General features: G+C 72.4%; 15 protein-coding genes. 5 read left to right on the top strand and 10 right to left on the bottom strand.

Annotation, left to right across the window (positions count from 1 at the left end):
* Positions 1-30 precede the first annotated feature (30 nt).
* The 4 genes from BLW43_RS10240 to ureG are packed head-to-tail and all read left to right on the top strand — an operon-like array spanning position 31 to position 2,131.
* The gene (locus BLW43_RS10240) at positions 31-540 is read left to right on the top strand and encodes an urease accessory protein UreE (RefSeq protein ID WP_217632152.1); all 510 of its coding nucleotides are present in this window, start codon (positions 31-33) and stop codon (positions 538-540) included.
* A complete protein-coding gene (locus BLW43_RS10235; protein ID WP_093252803.1) occupies positions 537-818 on the top strand; it encodes a YrhK family protein in 282 nt (93 codons plus the stop codon). The genes BLW43_RS10240 and BLW43_RS10235 overlap by 4 nt, the downstream gene beginning before the upstream one ends.
* Positions 811-1,458, top strand: a complete 648-nt coding sequence (locus BLW43_RS10230) for an urease accessory protein UreF (RefSeq protein ID WP_093253304.1) — start codon at positions 811-813, stop codon at positions 1,456-1,458. The genes BLW43_RS10235 and BLW43_RS10230 overlap by 8 nt, the downstream gene beginning before the upstream one ends.
* Positions 1,459-1,495: 37 nt before the next feature.
* Positions 1,496-2,131, top strand: coding sequence for an urease accessory protein UreG (ureG, locus tag BLW43_RS10225; protein ID WP_093252800.1), 636 nt, complete (start codon positions 1,496-1,498; stop codon positions 2,129-2,131).
* A 202-nt stretch (positions 2,132-2,333) separates the two neighbouring features.
* Here the strand turns inward: ureG and BLW43_RS10220 are convergent, their stop codons facing one another.
* From BLW43_RS10220 to gpmI, 8 genes are all read right to left on the bottom strand, one after another.
* On the bottom strand, positions 2,334-2,534 hold the full coding sequence (locus BLW43_RS10220; protein ID WP_093252798.1) for a hypothetical protein: 201 nt from the start codon (positions 2,532-2,534) through the stop codon (positions 2,334-2,336).
* 317 nt (positions 2,535-2,851) lie between these two features.
* Positions 2,852-3,778 carry a formate/nitrite transporter family protein gene (locus tag BLW43_RS10215; protein WP_245731000.1) on the bottom strand — a complete coding sequence of 309 codons (927 nt, stop codon included), beginning with the start codon at positions 3,776-3,778 and terminating at the stop codon, positions 2,852-2,854.
* 98 nt (positions 3,779-3,876) lie between these two features.
* Complete coding sequence (locus BLW43_RS10210; protein ID WP_175478844.1) at positions 3,877-5,925, bottom strand: ABC transporter substrate-binding protein; 2,049 nt, start codon at positions 5,923-5,925, stop codon at positions 3,877-3,879.
* Between the two features lie 294 nt (positions 5,926-6,219).
* Positions 6,220-6,696: an RNA pyrophosphohydrolase gene (locus BLW43_RS10205; protein WP_093253299.1), complete on the bottom strand. Its 477-nt coding sequence runs from the start codon at positions 6,694-6,696 to the stop codon at positions 6,220-6,222.
* A gap of 67 nt (positions 6,697-6,763) precedes the next feature.
* Positions 6,764-8,092 carry a S41 family peptidase gene (locus tag BLW43_RS10200; protein WP_093252793.1) on the bottom strand — a complete coding sequence of 443 codons (1,329 nt, stop codon included), beginning with the start codon at positions 8,090-8,092 and terminating at the stop codon, positions 6,764-6,766.
* Positions 8,092-9,150, bottom strand: a complete 1,059-nt coding sequence (locus BLW43_RS10195) for a hypothetical protein (RefSeq protein ID WP_093252791.1) — start codon at positions 9,148-9,150, stop codon at positions 8,092-8,094. Before BLW43_RS10195 ends, BLW43_RS10200 begins: the two co-directional genes overlap by 1 nt.
* Positions 9,143-9,439: an SH3 domain-containing protein gene (locus BLW43_RS10190; protein ID WP_139284030.1), complete on the bottom strand. Its 297-nt coding sequence runs from the start codon at positions 9,437-9,439 to the stop codon at positions 9,143-9,145. Before BLW43_RS10190 ends, BLW43_RS10195 begins: the two co-directional genes overlap by 8 nt.
* Before the next feature lie 131 nt (positions 9,440-9,570).
* A complete protein-coding gene (gpmI, locus tag BLW43_RS10185; protein ID WP_093252787.1) occupies positions 9,571-11,088 on the bottom strand; it encodes a 2,3-bisphosphoglycerate-independent phosphoglycerate mutase in 1,518 nt (505 codons plus the stop codon).
* 214 nt (positions 11,089-11,302) lie between these two features.
* Here gpmI and BLW43_RS10180 point away from each other — a divergent pair, with 214 nt between their 5' ends.
* Entirely contained in the window at positions 11,303-12,133 is an 831-nt protein-coding gene (locus BLW43_RS10180) for a hypothetical protein (protein ID WP_093252785.1), read from the top strand.
* A gap of 43 nt (positions 12,134-12,176) precedes the next feature.
* Here the strand turns inward: BLW43_RS10180 and BLW43_RS10175 are convergent, their stop codons facing one another.
* Both BLW43_RS10175 and BLW43_RS10170 read right to left on the bottom strand, forming a co-directional pair.
* Positions 12,177-13,397, bottom strand: coding sequence for a hypothetical protein (locus tag BLW43_RS10175; protein ID WP_093252782.1), 1,221 nt, complete (start codon positions 13,395-13,397; stop codon positions 12,177-12,179).
* 94 nt (positions 13,398-13,491) lie between these two features.
* Positions 13,492-14,148, bottom strand: coding sequence for a class I SAM-dependent methyltransferase (locus BLW43_RS10170; RefSeq protein ID WP_093252780.1), 657 nt, complete (start codon positions 14,146-14,148; stop codon positions 13,492-13,494).
* Positions 14,149-14,150: the final 2 nt, after the last annotated feature.

Genomic DNA, 14,150 nt, shown 5'->3' with positions numbered 1-14,150 from the left:
CGGCGTCGAAGCTGCATGACGGAGCTGGGCATGGGCGAAGGCTTGAGGGCGATAGCGGTCGAAACCGGCGCCACGGGCGCCTGCGCCGGCGTCGTGACGCTTGACCATGACGGCAGATGGCGGCGGCGCGCTGCGCTCTCGACCGATGACGGCCTGCCCTTCCTGCTCGACCTGCCGGAGGCGGCGGAACTTCCCGACGGCGCGGCGCTGCAGCTTGAGGACGGCCGCCATGTTCGCGTGCGCGCCGCGCCCGAACCGCTGACGGCCGTGGCGGCCGAGACGCCGCAGGCGCTGGCGCGGCTGGCGTGGCATCTCGGCAACCGCCACCTGCCCGTCGTCATCGAGGCCGGGCGCCTGCTGATCCGGCGGGACCATGTGATCGAGGCGATGCTCGCCGGGCTCGGCGCGACCGTGACGCCCGTGACCGCGCCCTTCACGCCCGAAGGCGGCGCCTATGGCCGCGGCCGCACCCACGCGCATCATCACGGCCATGACGCCCACGCCGACCCCAACGCCCATCTGCGCGAGCCGGCCCCATGAGGCTGTTCCACCCCGACGCCCGCACCCGCGACACCGAGAGCGCCCGGCTCTATGCCGAGTTCGAGGTCGCCTACACGGTCGTCGACTTCGCCGCGGCGGTCTTTTTCGTCGTCGGCTCGATCCTGTTCTTCAACGGGGCGACCGTAACGGCGGGGATATGGATGTTTCTCATCGGCTCGCTGTGCTTCGCGGCGAAGCCGTCGCTGCGGCTCGCGCGCGAGCTGCGCGACCGGCGCCGGGGCCAGATCGACAGGCTTGCGGACCGCGCCCGTGAGTGACGCTTCCGCCGCCGCCGTTCAGGCGCTCGTCGCCTGGCTCTCGCCGGGCTACCCCGTGGGCGCCTTCGCCTATTCCCATGGCCTCGAGCGCGCCGTCGCCGACGGGGCGGTGCGCGACGCGCAGACGCTGCAGGCCTGGGTCGGCGACGTTCTGGCGCGGGGCTCCGGGCGCAACGACGCCATCCTGCTCGCCGCGGCCCATCGCGCGCCCGACGACCTCGCACCTGCGGAGCTGGCTGCGGCGCTGGCCGTCAGCCGCGAACGCCTGCTGGAGACCGAGGCCCAGGGCGCCGCCTTCGCCCGCACCACGGCGCAGGCATGGGGGGCGGGAGACGGCGGGCCGGCGCCCTATCCGGTCGCGGTGGGCCGCGCCGCCGCGGCGGCCGGCGCGCCGCTCGAGACCGCCCTGACGCTCTATCTGCAGGCCTTCGCCGCCAATCTCGTCTCGGTCGCCGTGCGGCTCGTCCCGCTCGGGCAGACCGAGGGCCAGCGCGCGCTCGCCGCGCTGGCGCCGCTCTGCGCCGCCGTCGCGGCGGAGGCGGCGGGCGCAGGGCTCGACGACCTCGGCGGCGCCGCCTTCGCCGCCGACATCGCCGCCATGCGCCACGAGACGCAGGCCGTGCGCCTGTTCCGCACCTGATCTCCCCCAAGAACACGCGCCGAGGAGCCGCGCCGCCATGACGCCTTCAGCCAAATCTCCCCACGGCCCCCTGCGCGTCGGCATCGGCGGGCCGGTCGGCGCCGGCAAGACGGCCCTGACCGACGCGCTGTGCAAGGCGCTGCGGGACCGCTGGTCGATCGCGGTGATCACCAACGACATCTACACCCGCGAGGACGCCGAATTCCTGATGCGCTCGCAGGCCCTGCCGCTGGAGCGCATCCGCGGCGTGGAGACCGGCGGTTGCCCGCACACCGCGATCCGCGAGGACGCCTCGATCAACCTCGCGGCGGTGGACGAGCTGCGCGCGGCCTTCCCCGACCTCGACCTCATCCTGATCGAGTCGGGCGGCGACAACCTCTCGGCCACCTTCAGCCCCGAGCTGGCGGACCTGACGCTCTATGTGATCGACGTCGCCGGAGGCGAGAAGGTGCCGCGCAAGGGCGGACCGGGGATCACCCGCTCGGACCTGCTGGTGATCAACAAATGCGATCTGGCGCCCCATGTCGGCGCGTCGCTCGACGTGATGGAGCGGGACGCGAGGCGCATGCGCGGGCAGCGGCCCTTCGTCTTCGCCGAGGTGCGCAACGGGCGCGGCGTGGCGGAGATCGCGGCGTTCATCGAGCGGGCGGGCGGGCTGGTCGCGGCCGCCTGAGCGCGCGGCGGCGTCTCCCGGGCTGGAACGGACGCTGGGGCCGGCGCCCGTCGCGCCGACCCCTTGAGCCGGAGCCTGCGGGCCGGCGACCGTATGCGGAGCCCTTCTGGCTCCCCTGGCGCGCCGACCTCGCTGGCGATATCGCCGTTCTGGCGATGCCTGGGACGGGCGACGGAGCCCGCCGTCGTTCGGGGCGCAGGCGTCAGAGCGTGACGAGCTGCTCGGCGCGGCGCAGGGCCGCGCGGTTGGAGGGCATGCTGGCGGCCGCCATGATCGCCTCGCAGCGCTCGGACGCGGCCATGAGCAGCGCATCGTCGAGATGCTCGGCGAGACGGAAGAAGCCTGCCGAGCGGGCGCTGTCACGGGCGGTCTCGAGAGCATCGAAGAACGGCGACTGCGTCATGGTCCTGGTCTCCTGGGGAGGGCCCGGCGGCCCGCGGTTCATTTGCCTAAAACTGACCGCTTTCCAACCTTTGTCGTAGTCGCCAATTCGGTATCGCGGTTTCGGGGGAGGACACCGCCGCCAACTATCTGAAAAATTGAGGCGTCGATTCAAAAAACGCGCCGAATCGGCGCGTTTTCGAGAGCCGGGCGCGTCGGTCCGGCGCGGTTTGCGCCTGGACCGCCTTCCGGGCTGAACGGCTCGGTCAGCGACTCTGAAATCGTTGCAAGGCAATGACGTAGAGCGTTCGACCTGACGCGGTCAGGTCGAAAACCGCGCTAGTGACGGGCCGCCGTCGGCTCAGCCTTCGCCACCGGAGCGGGCCGCGGCGCGGCGAGGCTCGGCATGCCCGGGCGGGCCTGCGGGATCGCCTGCGCGGCGGGCCTGCGGCCGCTTGCAGGGGCGGGCGACGGGTCCAGAGCCCAGGCGTAGAGGCCGGCGACGAGCCCCGCGCCCACGAGGTTGCCGAGGAGCACTGCAGGCAGGTTGCCCATCAGGTCCGGCAAGCCGCCCGCCGCGCCGCTCACCAGACCCGCCGGCAGCAGGTAGAGGTTCGCGACGGAGTGCTCGAAGCCGATCGTGATGAAGGCCGCCACGGGCAGCGCCACGGCGACGACCTTGCCGGTGGCGTTGCGCGTGGCCAGGCTCATCCAAACCGCAAGACACACGAGGACGTTGCACATCACCCCGCGCGCCAGCGCCACCGAGGTCGGTTCGGCGAACTTGCCCTCCGCGATCGCCGCGGCGACGGCGCCGTGCCCGCCGGAAAAGAGCCCTCCCGCGCTCATCAGCGCCACTACGGCGAGGGCGCCGGCGGCGTTGCCAGCCAGAACGAGGCCCCAGTTGCGCAGCATCGGGAGCACGCCCATTGCGCCGCGCCAAACCGCCAGCAGCATCATGGCGTTGCCGGTGAAAAGCTCCGCGCCGGCGACGAGCACGAGCGCGAGGCCGAGGGAGAACACAAGACCGCCCAGCATCCTGGCGGCGCCGAGGCCCGGCTCCGCACCGACCATCACGGCGGTGAAGAACGCTCCGCCGAAGGCGATGAAGGCGCCGCCGAGCACGCCGAGCGCGAAGGTGGCGCGCGCCGACGCCGAAGCCTTGGCCACGCATGAGGCCACGAGCGCGTCGCCGATCTGCGAGGGCGTGAGCATGGTTTCCTGAGCGCCCTGCGGCGCCGTCGCGTTCCGATCCGAATCGACCATCGCACATTCTCTCCAACGCCGCCCCGGGCTTTCGGGGCGCTCACCCAAACACAAGCGCGGGCCGCGACAGGGCGGCCGGCGCGCCGCGCGGTCCGGCCTCAGGCGGCCGCCCTGACGCCTCCGGACGAAAGCTCCGCAAGGAAGACGCGGTCGCTCGCCTGCCGCGCGCCAGGCCCGATCTTGAGCGGGTAGCCGTCGATCTCCACCGTGTCGGCTTCGCCGCGCAGCGCCGCCAGGAAGTCGGCGCGCGTCGGGTTCGGGCCGCATCGCTCCAGAATCTCGGTGACGAAGCGGCCGATCATGTAGCCCTCCAGCCCGGCGTGGTCGCCCACCCGCCCTCCGGCCGCAAGGAAGGCGCCGGCGACGCCGTCCGCACCCGGCGCGACCAGCGGCACGACCTGGGAGGTGAGCGTTCCTTCGCCCGCCGGGCCGGCCGCCGCGACGAAGTCGAGGCCGCTGTTGAACGAGATCGCGGCGAAGCGGCCGCCATAGCCAGCCCGGCGCATCGCCTGCACGAATGCCGCCGACGGGACCGCCGTGCCGCCGAGCAGGATCGCGTCCGCGCCGACGCCCGCGAGCGCGGCGGTCGCGGGTCCGATGTCCCCGTCGGACCGCTGGTAGGAGGCCTCGGCGACGAGCGTCGCCTCGCTCCCCTTCAGCGCCCGGCCCAGGGCGCCGCGGATCGTCTGTCCGAAGGCGTCGCCCTGGAACATCAGGCCGAAGCGCTTGACGCCGTTGAGACGGACAAGCGACTTCACGAGGGCGGCAACCTCCTCGTCGTAGCTGGCGCGCAGGTTGACGACATGCGCGAGCGCGGGGTCGCGCAGGAACGCGGCGCCGGTCAGCGGGCCGACGAACGGGACTTCTCCGCCGCGGGCGACCTTCTCGGTCATCGCCGAGGTCGGCGTGCCGACCGGGCCGAGCAGGCCGAAGATGCGGCTTTCGCGCAGCATGTCGCAGACGTTGCGCACGGCGATCTTGGGGTCGTAGCTGTCGTCCTCCGCGACGAGCTCCAGCGAGCGCCCGTGGACCCCGCCCTCGTCGTTGATCTGCGAGAACGCCGTCAGGATGCCGTCCCGCACGGCCTGGCCGGTCGTCTTCAGCGGCCCCATGAACGGCGCCGTCTGGCCGAAGAAGATCGCGTCGTCGGCGACGCCGGGTTCGGAGGTGAGGCGGCCGAGGAACACGTCGACCGACGTCCCCAACCCGACGATGCTCTTCTCGATGTCGTTGACGCGGCTGCGGACCTCGCCCATTTTCTCCACGCCCTGCCGGGCGTTCGTCCCGATCTGCGCCGTCGCGACGGACTGCTCCTCCACGGCGCGGCTGACGTCATCCGTGGTCTCCGTGAGGCGCGCGCCCGATTCGCGCAGCTTGTCGACGATGGTCTCCACATGGCTGACGACATCGCGCAGGCCCGTCACCATCTGCTGCACCTCGGTCGTCGCGCTGGACGTCCGGTTGGCGAGCTGGCGGACCTCCGACGCGACGACGGCGAAGCCCTTGCCGTGGTCGCCGGCGCGCGCCGCCTCGATGGAGGCGTTCAGCGCCAGCAGGTTGGTCTGGAAGGCGATGTTCTGGATCAGGTCGGTCACGTCGTTGATGCGGTTGGCGGCGCTGGTGAGGTCAGACGCGGTGACGGCGGCGCGGTCCGAGCTTGCGGCGACCTCCTGGACAAGCTGGCCGGCCGACGCGGTCATGTCCGCGACGCGGCGCGCCGCGGAGTCGATCTCGCCGGCGCGCGTGTTCATCTGGTCGATGGCGTCCGTCGCCGTCTCGGTCGCGCCGGCGCACGCGGCGCTCATCTCCTCGATGCGGCGCAGCGCCTTGGCGACCGTCCCGTTGAAGACGTCGCCCGTGTCGCGCGCCTCGGCCCGGCGACGGCGCTCGGCCAGGCCTTCCGAGAGGGTCTGGTCGTCGAGAAGCTGCTGGGTCTCCCGCAGGCGGTTGATCAGCCCGGAGGTCAGCGCATAAAGCGGCGCGAAGTCGGCGGAGGCGGCCCTCGGCATCGGCGTGTCGAGGGCGCCGTCCACGACCGACTTCATCACGCCGGCGAGGCGCTCGATGTCCACCTGCGTCTGGTCGGGCTCGGCGGGCGGGGCGGGCTGGACGGCGTCGCGGGGCGCCGCCACGCCGCTGGCGGCCATCGCGACGGGCGAAGTCTGCGGGCCACGGGGCCTCAGCGAGAAGCGAATCATTTCGGGGCCCGCGAATCGGGCGCAACCACCGGTCGCGCGCAGCCCTTCTTCGAAGGCTGACCGACTGGGCCGGTCCGGCGGCGCCGCCTTTCAGTCATGGGCATTTCGACTCCCCTTCGCACAACCACTCACTGCGGTGTCGCTGAAAGGACTAGCCCCATGCGGTTAACGGAAGAAAAGTCGTCGGTCCCCAAACAAGGACGGATTTGAGATTTCATTGGCCGAAGGCGAGACGAACGCGGCTCAGTCGATCAGGTCGCCGAACGCCTCGAACACGGCGCGATACACATCGCGCTTGAAGGGAACGATGCTTTCGGCGAGAGCGCCGCGATCCATCCAGGCCCAGCGGCTGAACTCCGGCGGCGGGCCAGAGATGTCGATTTCCGCGTCGTCCCCGAGAAAGCGCATGGCGAACCATTTCTGGGTCTGCCCGCGATAGCGCCCCTTCCAGAGCTTGCCGACCAGTTCCGGCGGCAGGTCGTAGTCGATCCAGCCAGGCGTCTCGCGCAGGATCTCGACGCGATCCGGCCGCACGCCAGTCTCCTCGAAGAGCTCCCGCAGCGCAGCGTCGCGGGGCGCCTCGCCCTTGTCGACGCCGCCCTGGGGCATCTGCCAGGCGGGGCCGGGGTTGTCGATGCGCTGCCCGGCGAACAGCCGGCGGCCCGGGCCGATGAGCGCCACGCCGACGCAGGGCCGATAAGGAAGCTCGGATGGGGTCATCATGGGCGGGCCGCCGTCAGGATGTCGGCGGCGGCGCCGTCCGCGCCGCCGCCGGAGGAACAGCCGCCTACTGCGCCTGGCTGTAGACCGAGAGGCCGGTCAGCAGGTCGAGCGCGTAGGCCAGCTGCAGATCTTCGTTGCGGAGCCTGTTGGTGGCCTCGTGGCGGGCGCGCTCGGCGTCCATCTGCTCGCGCTCCTCGTCGGTGAGCACGTTCTCGAGGCTGCCGCGGAGATCGGCCTCCGAGCGCGTGCGACGCGCCGGCTGCTCGGCCTCCTCGGCGCCGTTGCCGAGGGTGCGCTGCTCCACGAGGATGTCGGGCTCGATGCCGAGAGCCTGGATCGAGCGACCCGACGGCGTGTAGTAGCGCGCCGTCGTCAGCCGCATCGCGCCCTCGCCGGACAGCGGCATGATGGTCTGCACCGAGCCCTTCCCGAAGGACTTCGCGCCGACGATGATCGCGCGGCGATGGTCCTGCAGGGCGCCGGCGACGATCTCCGACGCCGATGCCGAGCCCTCGTTGATCAGCACCACCAGCGGCTTGCCGCTGGTCAGGTCGCCCGCCTTGGCGTTGTAGCGGTCGCTGTCGGAAAGGTCGCGGCCGCGGGTCGAGACGATCTCCCCGGTCTCCAGGAACGCGTCGGAGACCGCGATCGCCTGGTTCAGCAGGCCGCCGGGGTTGTTGCGCAGGTCGACGACGTAGCCCTTCACGGCGTTCTCGCCGCCAAGCTCGTCCTGCACCTCCTTGATGCCGGCGCGCAGGTTCTCGAAGGTCTGTTCGTTGAAGGTCGTGATGCGCAGCACGCCGACGTCGCCCTCGACGCGCGTGCGCACGGCCCGGATCTTGATGACGTCGCGCGTGATGGTGATGTCGAGCGGCCCCTCAGCCTCCGGCCGCAGGATCGTCACCTTGATGTCGGAGCCGACCGGCCCGCGCATCTTGTCCACCGCCTCCGACAGCGTCAGCCCCATCACCGGCTCGTCGTCGATGTGGCTGATGAGGTCGCCCGCGAGCACGCCCGCCTGAGCCGCCGGCGTCTCGTCCATCGGCGCGACGACCTTCACGAGGCCGTCCTCCATCGTGACCTCGATGCCGAGGCCGCCGAACTCGCCGCGGGTCTGCACCCGCATGTCCTCGAAATTCTCCGGCGGCAGGTAGGACGAGTGCGGATCGAGCGAGGCGAGCATCCCGTTGATCGCCGCCTCGATGAGCTTCTGCTCGTCGACTTCCTCGACATAGCCCGAGCGCACGCGCTCGAAGATGTCGCCGAACAGGTCGAGATGCTCGTACGTCGAGCGCGTCGAGGTCTGCTGCGCCGCGAGCGGCCCAGCGAACTGGGTCGTCGCCAGCACGCCGGCCGCGACGCCCGCCATCGCCGCCATCGCAAGCTTTCGCATCACCGTGTCGTCCTTTCGTCAGTGAACCGGAACCAGTCGGCCGGATCGGTCGCCGCGCCGGCGCGCGTAACCTCGATATAAAGCGCCTCGGGCTGAATCGTCCCGTTTGACGCCGACGCGTCAATCAAAAACTCGTCGGCCGCCGGGTCAGCGCTCGGGTCGGCGTCCGGGGGCGGACCGGCCATGGCGCCGAGGAGCGCGCCGGCGGCCACCGTGTCCCCCGCAGCGACAGAGATGGCGCCGAGACCGCGAAGCGCAACCAGCACGCCCGCCGCTGGCTCAAGCACCACCGTCAGGGCGGGGCCGGGCCCGCCGTCGGGGCCCGCGTAGCGCACGCTGGCGACCATCGGCGCGCGCACGCCGGCGTGCGGCGCGGCGAGCACCGTCGCGCCCGTCCCCGGGCCTGGCCGGGCGGGGCCCGCGACCGGCGCGCGCCATGGCTCCGGCGGCGGCGTCCCGCCGACGGTCTCGAGCGGCGCATCCATCGCCGCGAGGGCGCCGAGCAGCCGCCGCACCGCGTCGGCGGTCTCCTGCGGGTCGGCCGGGCCGGCGACGGCCTCCGGCCGCGGCGTCGGGGCCGGGCCGGATTGCGGGGGCGCGGCGGTCGCGGGGGCGCGCGCGGCCTGCGCCGACACGGCGAGGCGCGCGGCCGACGCGGCCGCGGCCTCCCGCGCGCCGTTCAACCGGGCGATCCCGGCCCGTATCGCGGCGCCGCGCGCGGCGAGCGCCGGGGCCGCCGCTGCGAGCGTCATCGCGGCGCGGGCCGCCTGGGCGGGGCCGCCGGGATGGGTGAGCAGCGCCAGCGGCGGGGCCCGGCCGATCCGGTCGAGCGCCGCCAGCGTCGCGAAGGCGCGGGCCTGTTCGGGGCGCAGATCCTCGGCCGCGACCGCCCGCGCCCGCTCCGCGGCGCGCAGCGCCGCGCGCGCCTCGGCCAGACGCGCGAGCGCCGCATCCTCCTGCGCCTGCGCGAGCCAGGGGACGGCCGTCAGCCATGCGGTCAGCGCCAGCGTCGCCGCCGCCCTGAGCGCGAGCGCGCGGTCCGCCCCGCGCTCAGACATCTAGCCGCCGCAAGGGTATCCAGCCGACGGCGCCGCGCGCGTCCCGGCAGAGCGCCCAGCCGTGGCGGCGCTCAAGAACGGCGAGCGCATCGCCCGGCGCGCAGTCGAGTTCAGCGGCGCCGTAGTCGCGCGCCGCAGTCGCGACGCGGCCGCCCGCGTCCCCGGCGGCGCCGCAGGTCTCCGCGGACGCCGGCAGATCGCCCGGAACCCAGCCTTCGCGCCTATCCGCGGCGACGTCCCAGAGCCGGCGCCACCCGTCCCAGATGTCCCCGCGCCCTGTCAGGCGCATCGGTTCGCCCGCGCGCAGAGCGACAGGGCCGGGGCAGGACGCGCGATGCGCCTCGCGCGCGACGGCGCGCGAAGGCGTCTCCGCCTCGTCCGCGCGCCGCGACCGGTCTTCGGGCGAGGTTCGTTGCGAGGTCATCGCCCAAGGAGCGAGCGGCCGCTCATCTCGGTCGGCTGGGCGAGGTCCATCAGCGCTAGCGCCGTGGGCGCCACGTCGGCGAGCCTTCCCGCGCTCAGCTTCGCCCCCGACGGCCCGCCGACGAGGATCAGCGGCACCGGGTTGAGCGTGTGCGCAGTGTGCGGTCCGCCGGTCTCGGGGTCCGTCATCTGCTCGCAGTTGCCGTGGTCGGCGAAGACGAGCATCGCCCCGCCCGAGCGCCGCACCGCCTCCACCACCTGGCCGAGACAGGCGTCCACCGTCTCCACCGCCCTGACCGCCGCGGCTAGATCGCCGGTGTGGCCCACCATGTCGGGGTTGGCGTAGTTCGCGACGATCAGATCGTAGCCGCCCGAGGCGATCGCGCCGACGAGCTTCTCCGTCACCTCCGCCGCCGACATCTCGGGCGCAAGGTCGTAGGTGCGCACCTTCGGGCTCGGCGCCATGTGCCGGTCCTCGCCGGGATAGGCGTCCTCGACGCCGCCGTTGAGAAAGAAGGTCACATGGGGATACTTCTCGGTCTCGGCGACGCGGAACTGGCGCAGGCCGTGCTGCGCCACCCAGTCGCCCAGCGTGTTCTTCGGCGGGCTGGGCGGGTAGAGCGCGGTCATGTAGCGGTCATGCGCCTCGGAATAGGAGGTCATGCCGCACATCGCGCCCGGCCGCGGCCAGCCCGGCCGCTCGAATCCGTCGAAATCCGGGTCGCCGAGCGCGGCGAGCAGCTCGCGCATCCTGTCCGCGCGGAAGTTGACGCAGAGCGCGCCGTCGCCCTCTGCCATGCCGACGTAGTCGCCGATCACGGTGGGCGTCACGAACTCGTCGGTCTCTCCGCGGGCGTAGGCGGCCTCGATCGCCGAGCGGGCGGAAGGCGCCTTCTCGCCGCGGCCGAGCGCGACGGCGTCGTAGGCGGCCTCCACGCGCTCCCAGCGCCTGTCGCGGTCCATCGCGTGGAAGCGGCCCGAGACGGTGGCGATGCGCGCCTGCGGCGCGTCGGCCATGAAGGCGTCCAGCGCGGAGAGCGCGCTTTTCGGGGGGACGTCGCGGCCGTCGAGAAAGGCGTGGACGCGGACCTCCACGCCCATCGCGGCCAGCGCCTGCGCCGCTGCGGCGAGGTGGCGCTGGTGGCTGTGGACGCCGCCGGGGCTCATGAGCCCCATCACATGGGCGACGCGCCCGTTCTCACGCAGCGGCGCGGCGAAGGCCTTCAGCGTCGGGTTGGCGGCGAAGGCGCCGGTGGCGATGGCCCGGTCGATCCTCGGCAGATCCATCCAGACCACCCGGCCGGCGCCGATGTTGACGTGACCGACCTCGGAATTGCCCATCTGGCCCTTCGGCAGGCCGACGTTCTCGCCGCTGGTGACGAGCGTGGCGGTCGGCCGGTTCGCCGTCAGGTCGTCGAAGACCGGCGTGCGCGCCTGCGACACGGCGTTCGACCCGCCGGCGTCGGCGAGCCCCCAGCCGTCGAGAATGCACAGAACCACCGGTCGATAGGCCATCGTTTTCCCGTCCAGATTGCGGCGGCGACAGTGCCGCGCGCGCGCTGCGGGCGCAAGGCGCCGGGCCTAGGGCAGGCGTGCGACGGCTTTGCGGCGCCCGCGTATCGAATGCTTGTCGCTTCGGTGAATTTTTCGTCAGACATGCCGGAAAGTCGCGCGCACGCTTGAATTTTCAGGTATGGCCCCGGAAGGAAATAACAGCCAAGGTCGAACGATGCGGTTCATAGCCCATCGAATTCTGCGGGACGGGGAGCGGCTCGACAGCCTGGACCCGCGGCGTGTGCGCGGCTTCGACGGGGCCGAACTCGATCTGCGCCTCGACGCTGCAGGCAGTCTCACCGTGCGCCACGCACCCCTGATCCTGGCCGGAGGCGCACCGCGGAAGCTCCGCGGGCACTGCTTCGACGAGGTGTTGCGGGCGCTCACCTCGCTGCCCGAGGCGCCGAGGCTGCTGCTGCTGGACGTGAAGTGCGAGACCGCGGCCCGGGCCGCGGCGCTGACCATCGCGCGCCGCCCGCCGGCGGCGGAGATCGTGTTCGCGTGCTGGCACGAGGGCGAGGTCGCGGCGATCCGCGAAACCCTGCCCGAGGCGAAGATACTTTTCTGCGTCGCCCCCATCGTCTCGCAGCGCGCCGGCAGGCGGGCGGCGGCCGGTCGTGCGGCGCGGCGCATCGACGACCTCTACCTGTGCAACTCGTTCCCGTTCTTCTGGTCGGCGCAGAACTTCACGCCGCGGCTGGAGAAGCACAACCGCCACAACATCAACATCAAGCTCGTCGCGCCCGGTCACGGCATCTCGGCGCTGCCCGCCGGCGTCGACGGGCTGTGCCTGCACCGGCTCTTCTGGAACCCGGCGCTGGCGGCGCTGGCGGCGTCCGAGGGGCTTACGGTGGCGCTCTACGGGCTGGGCTCACGGGCGCAGGCGCGGCGCGAGGCGGCCCATGGCGGCTACGACTATGCGATCATCTCCGCCAAGGGACGCGAGAGCCACGCAGCCTCGGAGACCCGCGTCGCGACAGCGCCGGACGCCGGCGCCGCCGCCTGAACCCGGCGCCGCGTCAGTCCCAGCCGCATCAGTCCCAGCCGCGTCAGTCGAACCCGCGCCGGCCGGGGCCGCGATTGATCCTCAGCGTGTCGAACAGCGAAGGGTCGGTCGATTTCAGCCCCGCCACGCTCCACCTGTCCCGATCGCGCAGGATGTCGCGATAGAGGCGCATGTTGTCGGGCCAGGTGTAGTGGATCCAATGGTCCATCACGGCGAAGACGCCCTGGCTGTCGTCCCCGCTGACGCGATAATCGCGCGCGAGAAACCACGCCGCCACGTCGGTATCATCGAGCTGGATGTCCACCCATGACGGGTCGAGCTTCTCCAGCCCGTTGTGGCCGATCACCTGCTTCGAGCCCGGCGCGGCGGGGCCGAAATTCTCGCCGAGCTTGTCCAGCACGTCGTTCTCGCGGCTGAGGACGTTGAAGAAGCAGGGCCGGCGCTCGGGCCGCACCGCGGCCGCCCAGCCGTTCAGGTGCGTCAGCATGAGCTGCGCCTCCAGCACCTTCTCCGCGCCGGCCAGCAGCAGCACCCGGTCGAGCCAGCGCAGCACGGGGCGGACCACCCAGCGCTCCTTCGGCTCGACATGCATCGCGGCGAGGTTCGGCAGCGGCGAGGTCGCCATCGCCACCGCGCGCACGACCACCCGGCTGCCGAGCGAATGGCAGAAGACGTCGATGGGCCGCTGCAGGATTTCCGCCAGCACCTCCAGCACGCAGACGAGCTGCCACGCCGCCACTTCGGCGTTGTTGTAGGCGCGGGCGTAGAAGTTCTCGCCATGGTGGAACAGCGACGAGAAGAAGCCGGGGTTGGAGTACCAGCCGAAGCCTATGCACAGGCCGTCGCGCCCGCCGTCCTCGTTCGCGAAGCCGAGGCCGAGCGGCCAGCTCGTGGAATGCGCCCGCATCTCGCGCGCCAGCTCGTGCCGCTCGAAGTGATAGAGCCGGGCGTGCGGATTGTCCGCCTTGTGGTGGTGCGGCGGCGTCATCACGATGGTCGCGGGGTCGAACTGGAACCCGTGGACCATCACCGTCACCGGCGCGTCCGGCGGCAGATGCATCGCCTCGATCTGCAGCGAGCGGGCGAGATAGGCGAAGAGCGGGTCGCCCGGCTTGGGGCGCGCGCCGCGCTTGTATAGCCGCATCGCCCCCCTGCCCCGGCGGTCCTTGCCCTTCGCGCGCGAGAACGGCGCGACGTCGATGTTGCCTGCCTCGTCGGGCGCGTAGAGCGCGTCGGCCAGCATCGAGACCCGGATGATCGACATGCGCCCCGCCTCCCCCCTGACAGCTTCGCGCCATTAGGCTCAGGGCGACCGCGCCGTTGCAAGCGGCGCCGCGCGCGACAGGTCTCGCAGCGCCTCAGCCTGCGGGGCGTTCGGCCGTCAGCGCCACGGCGTAGCCGCTATAGAGGCTGCGCGCCTTGGGGTCGGTCAGCCCCGCCGCCTGCGCGGCCTCGGCCCAGGCGGCGGCGATGTCGTCGCGCGGCGCGACGTGAAACAGGCCGAGCCAGCCGCGCAGGCCCCTGCGCGCCAGCGCCGGATAGCCGGCCTGATCGCCGAAATCGACCGCCATCGCCAGCCCGCCCGGCGCGACGACCGCGAAACCGGCCCGCAGCGCGCCGCGCCAGTCCGGGATCATCGAGAGCGTGTAGGAGAAGGCCACGCGGTCGAACGCCGGCTCGCCGAACATCGCGGCGGGGTCGAAACCGGTCGCGTCGCCCTGCGCGAGGCGGATGCGGCCCTCCAGCCCGGCCCGCGCGACGCTCTCGCGCGCCGTCTCCAGCATCGCCTCGGAGATGTCGAAGCCGAAGAAGCGCGCCTGCGGCCAGCGCCGCGCAGCGAGGACGAGGTTGCGCCCGGTGCCGCAGCCGACCTCGAGCACGCGGTCGCCCGCCGCAGGCCGCAGATCCTCGATCAGCCCGTCGCGGCCGAACAGGAAGAACTTCCGCGTGGCGTCGTAGATGTGGCGCTGGCGGCGATAGACGCCGTCCATCAGCGCCGCGTGGTCGCGCGCCATCG

The sequence above is a fragment of the Rubrimonas cliftonensis genome (assembly GCF_900107585.1).
In the GTDB taxonomy this organism is placed as follows: domain Bacteria; phylum Pseudomonadota; class Alphaproteobacteria; order Rhodobacterales; family Rhodobacteraceae; genus Rubrimonas; species Rubrimonas cliftonensis.
Note: the sequence above shows the minus strand (reverse complement) of the source record. Positions and strands in the feature narration are given on the sequence as shown.

Excerpts from the sequence above, each read along its gene's own strand:
- BLW43_RS10240 (WP_217632152.1), top strand. The coding sequence starts at position 31 with ATGGGCGAAGGCTTGAGGGCGATAGCGGTCGAAACCGGCGCCACGGGC.
- BLW43_RS10235 (WP_093252803.1), top strand. The coding sequence starts at position 537 with ATGAGGCTGTTCCACCCCGACGCCCGCACCCGCGACACCGAGAGCGCC.
- ureG (WP_093252800.1), top strand. The coding sequence starts at position 1,496 with ATGACGCCTTCAGCCAAATCTCCCCACGGCCCCCTGCGCGTCGGCATC.
- BLW43_RS10220 (WP_093252798.1), bottom strand. The coding sequence starts at position 2,534 with ATGACGCAGTCGCCGTTCTTCGATGCTCTCGAGACCGCCCGTGACAGC.
- BLW43_RS10215 (WP_245731000.1), bottom strand. The coding sequence starts at position 3,778 with ATGGTCGATTCGGATCGGAACGCGACGGCGCCGCAGGGCGCTCAGGAA.
- BLW43_RS10210 (WP_175478844.1), bottom strand. The coding sequence starts at position 5,925 with ATGGCCGCCAGCGGCGTGGCGGCGCCCCGCGACGCCGTCCAGCCCGCC.
- BLW43_RS10205 (WP_093253299.1), bottom strand. The coding sequence starts at position 6,696 with ATGACCCCATCCGAGCTTCCTTATCGGCCCTGCGTCGGCGTGGCGCTC.
- BLW43_RS10200 (WP_093252793.1), bottom strand. The coding sequence starts at position 8,092 with ATGCGAAAGCTTGCGATGGCGGCGATGGCGGGCGTCGCGGCCGGCGTG.
- BLW43_RS10195 (WP_093252791.1), bottom strand. The coding sequence starts at position 9,150 with ATGTCTGAGCGCGGGGCGGACCGCGCGCTCGCGCTCAGGGCGGCGGCG.
- BLW43_RS10190 (WP_139284030.1), bottom strand. The coding sequence starts at position 9,439 with ATGCGCCTGACAGGGCGCGGGGACATCTGGGACGGGTGGCGCCGGCTC.
- gpmI (WP_093252787.1), bottom strand. The coding sequence starts at position 11,088 with ATGGCCTATCGACCGGTGGTTCTGTGCATTCTCGACGGCTGGGGGCTC.
- BLW43_RS10180 (WP_093252785.1), top strand. The coding sequence starts at position 11,303 with ATGCGGTTCATAGCCCATCGAATTCTGCGGGACGGGGAGCGGCTCGAC.
- BLW43_RS10175 (WP_093252782.1), bottom strand. The coding sequence starts at position 13,397 with ATGTCGATCATCCGGGTCTCGATGCTGGCCGACGCGCTCTACGCGCCC.
- BLW43_RS10170 (WP_093252780.1), bottom strand. The coding sequence starts at position 14,148 with ATGGCGCGCGACCACGCGGCGCTGATGGACGGCGTCTATCGCCGCCAG.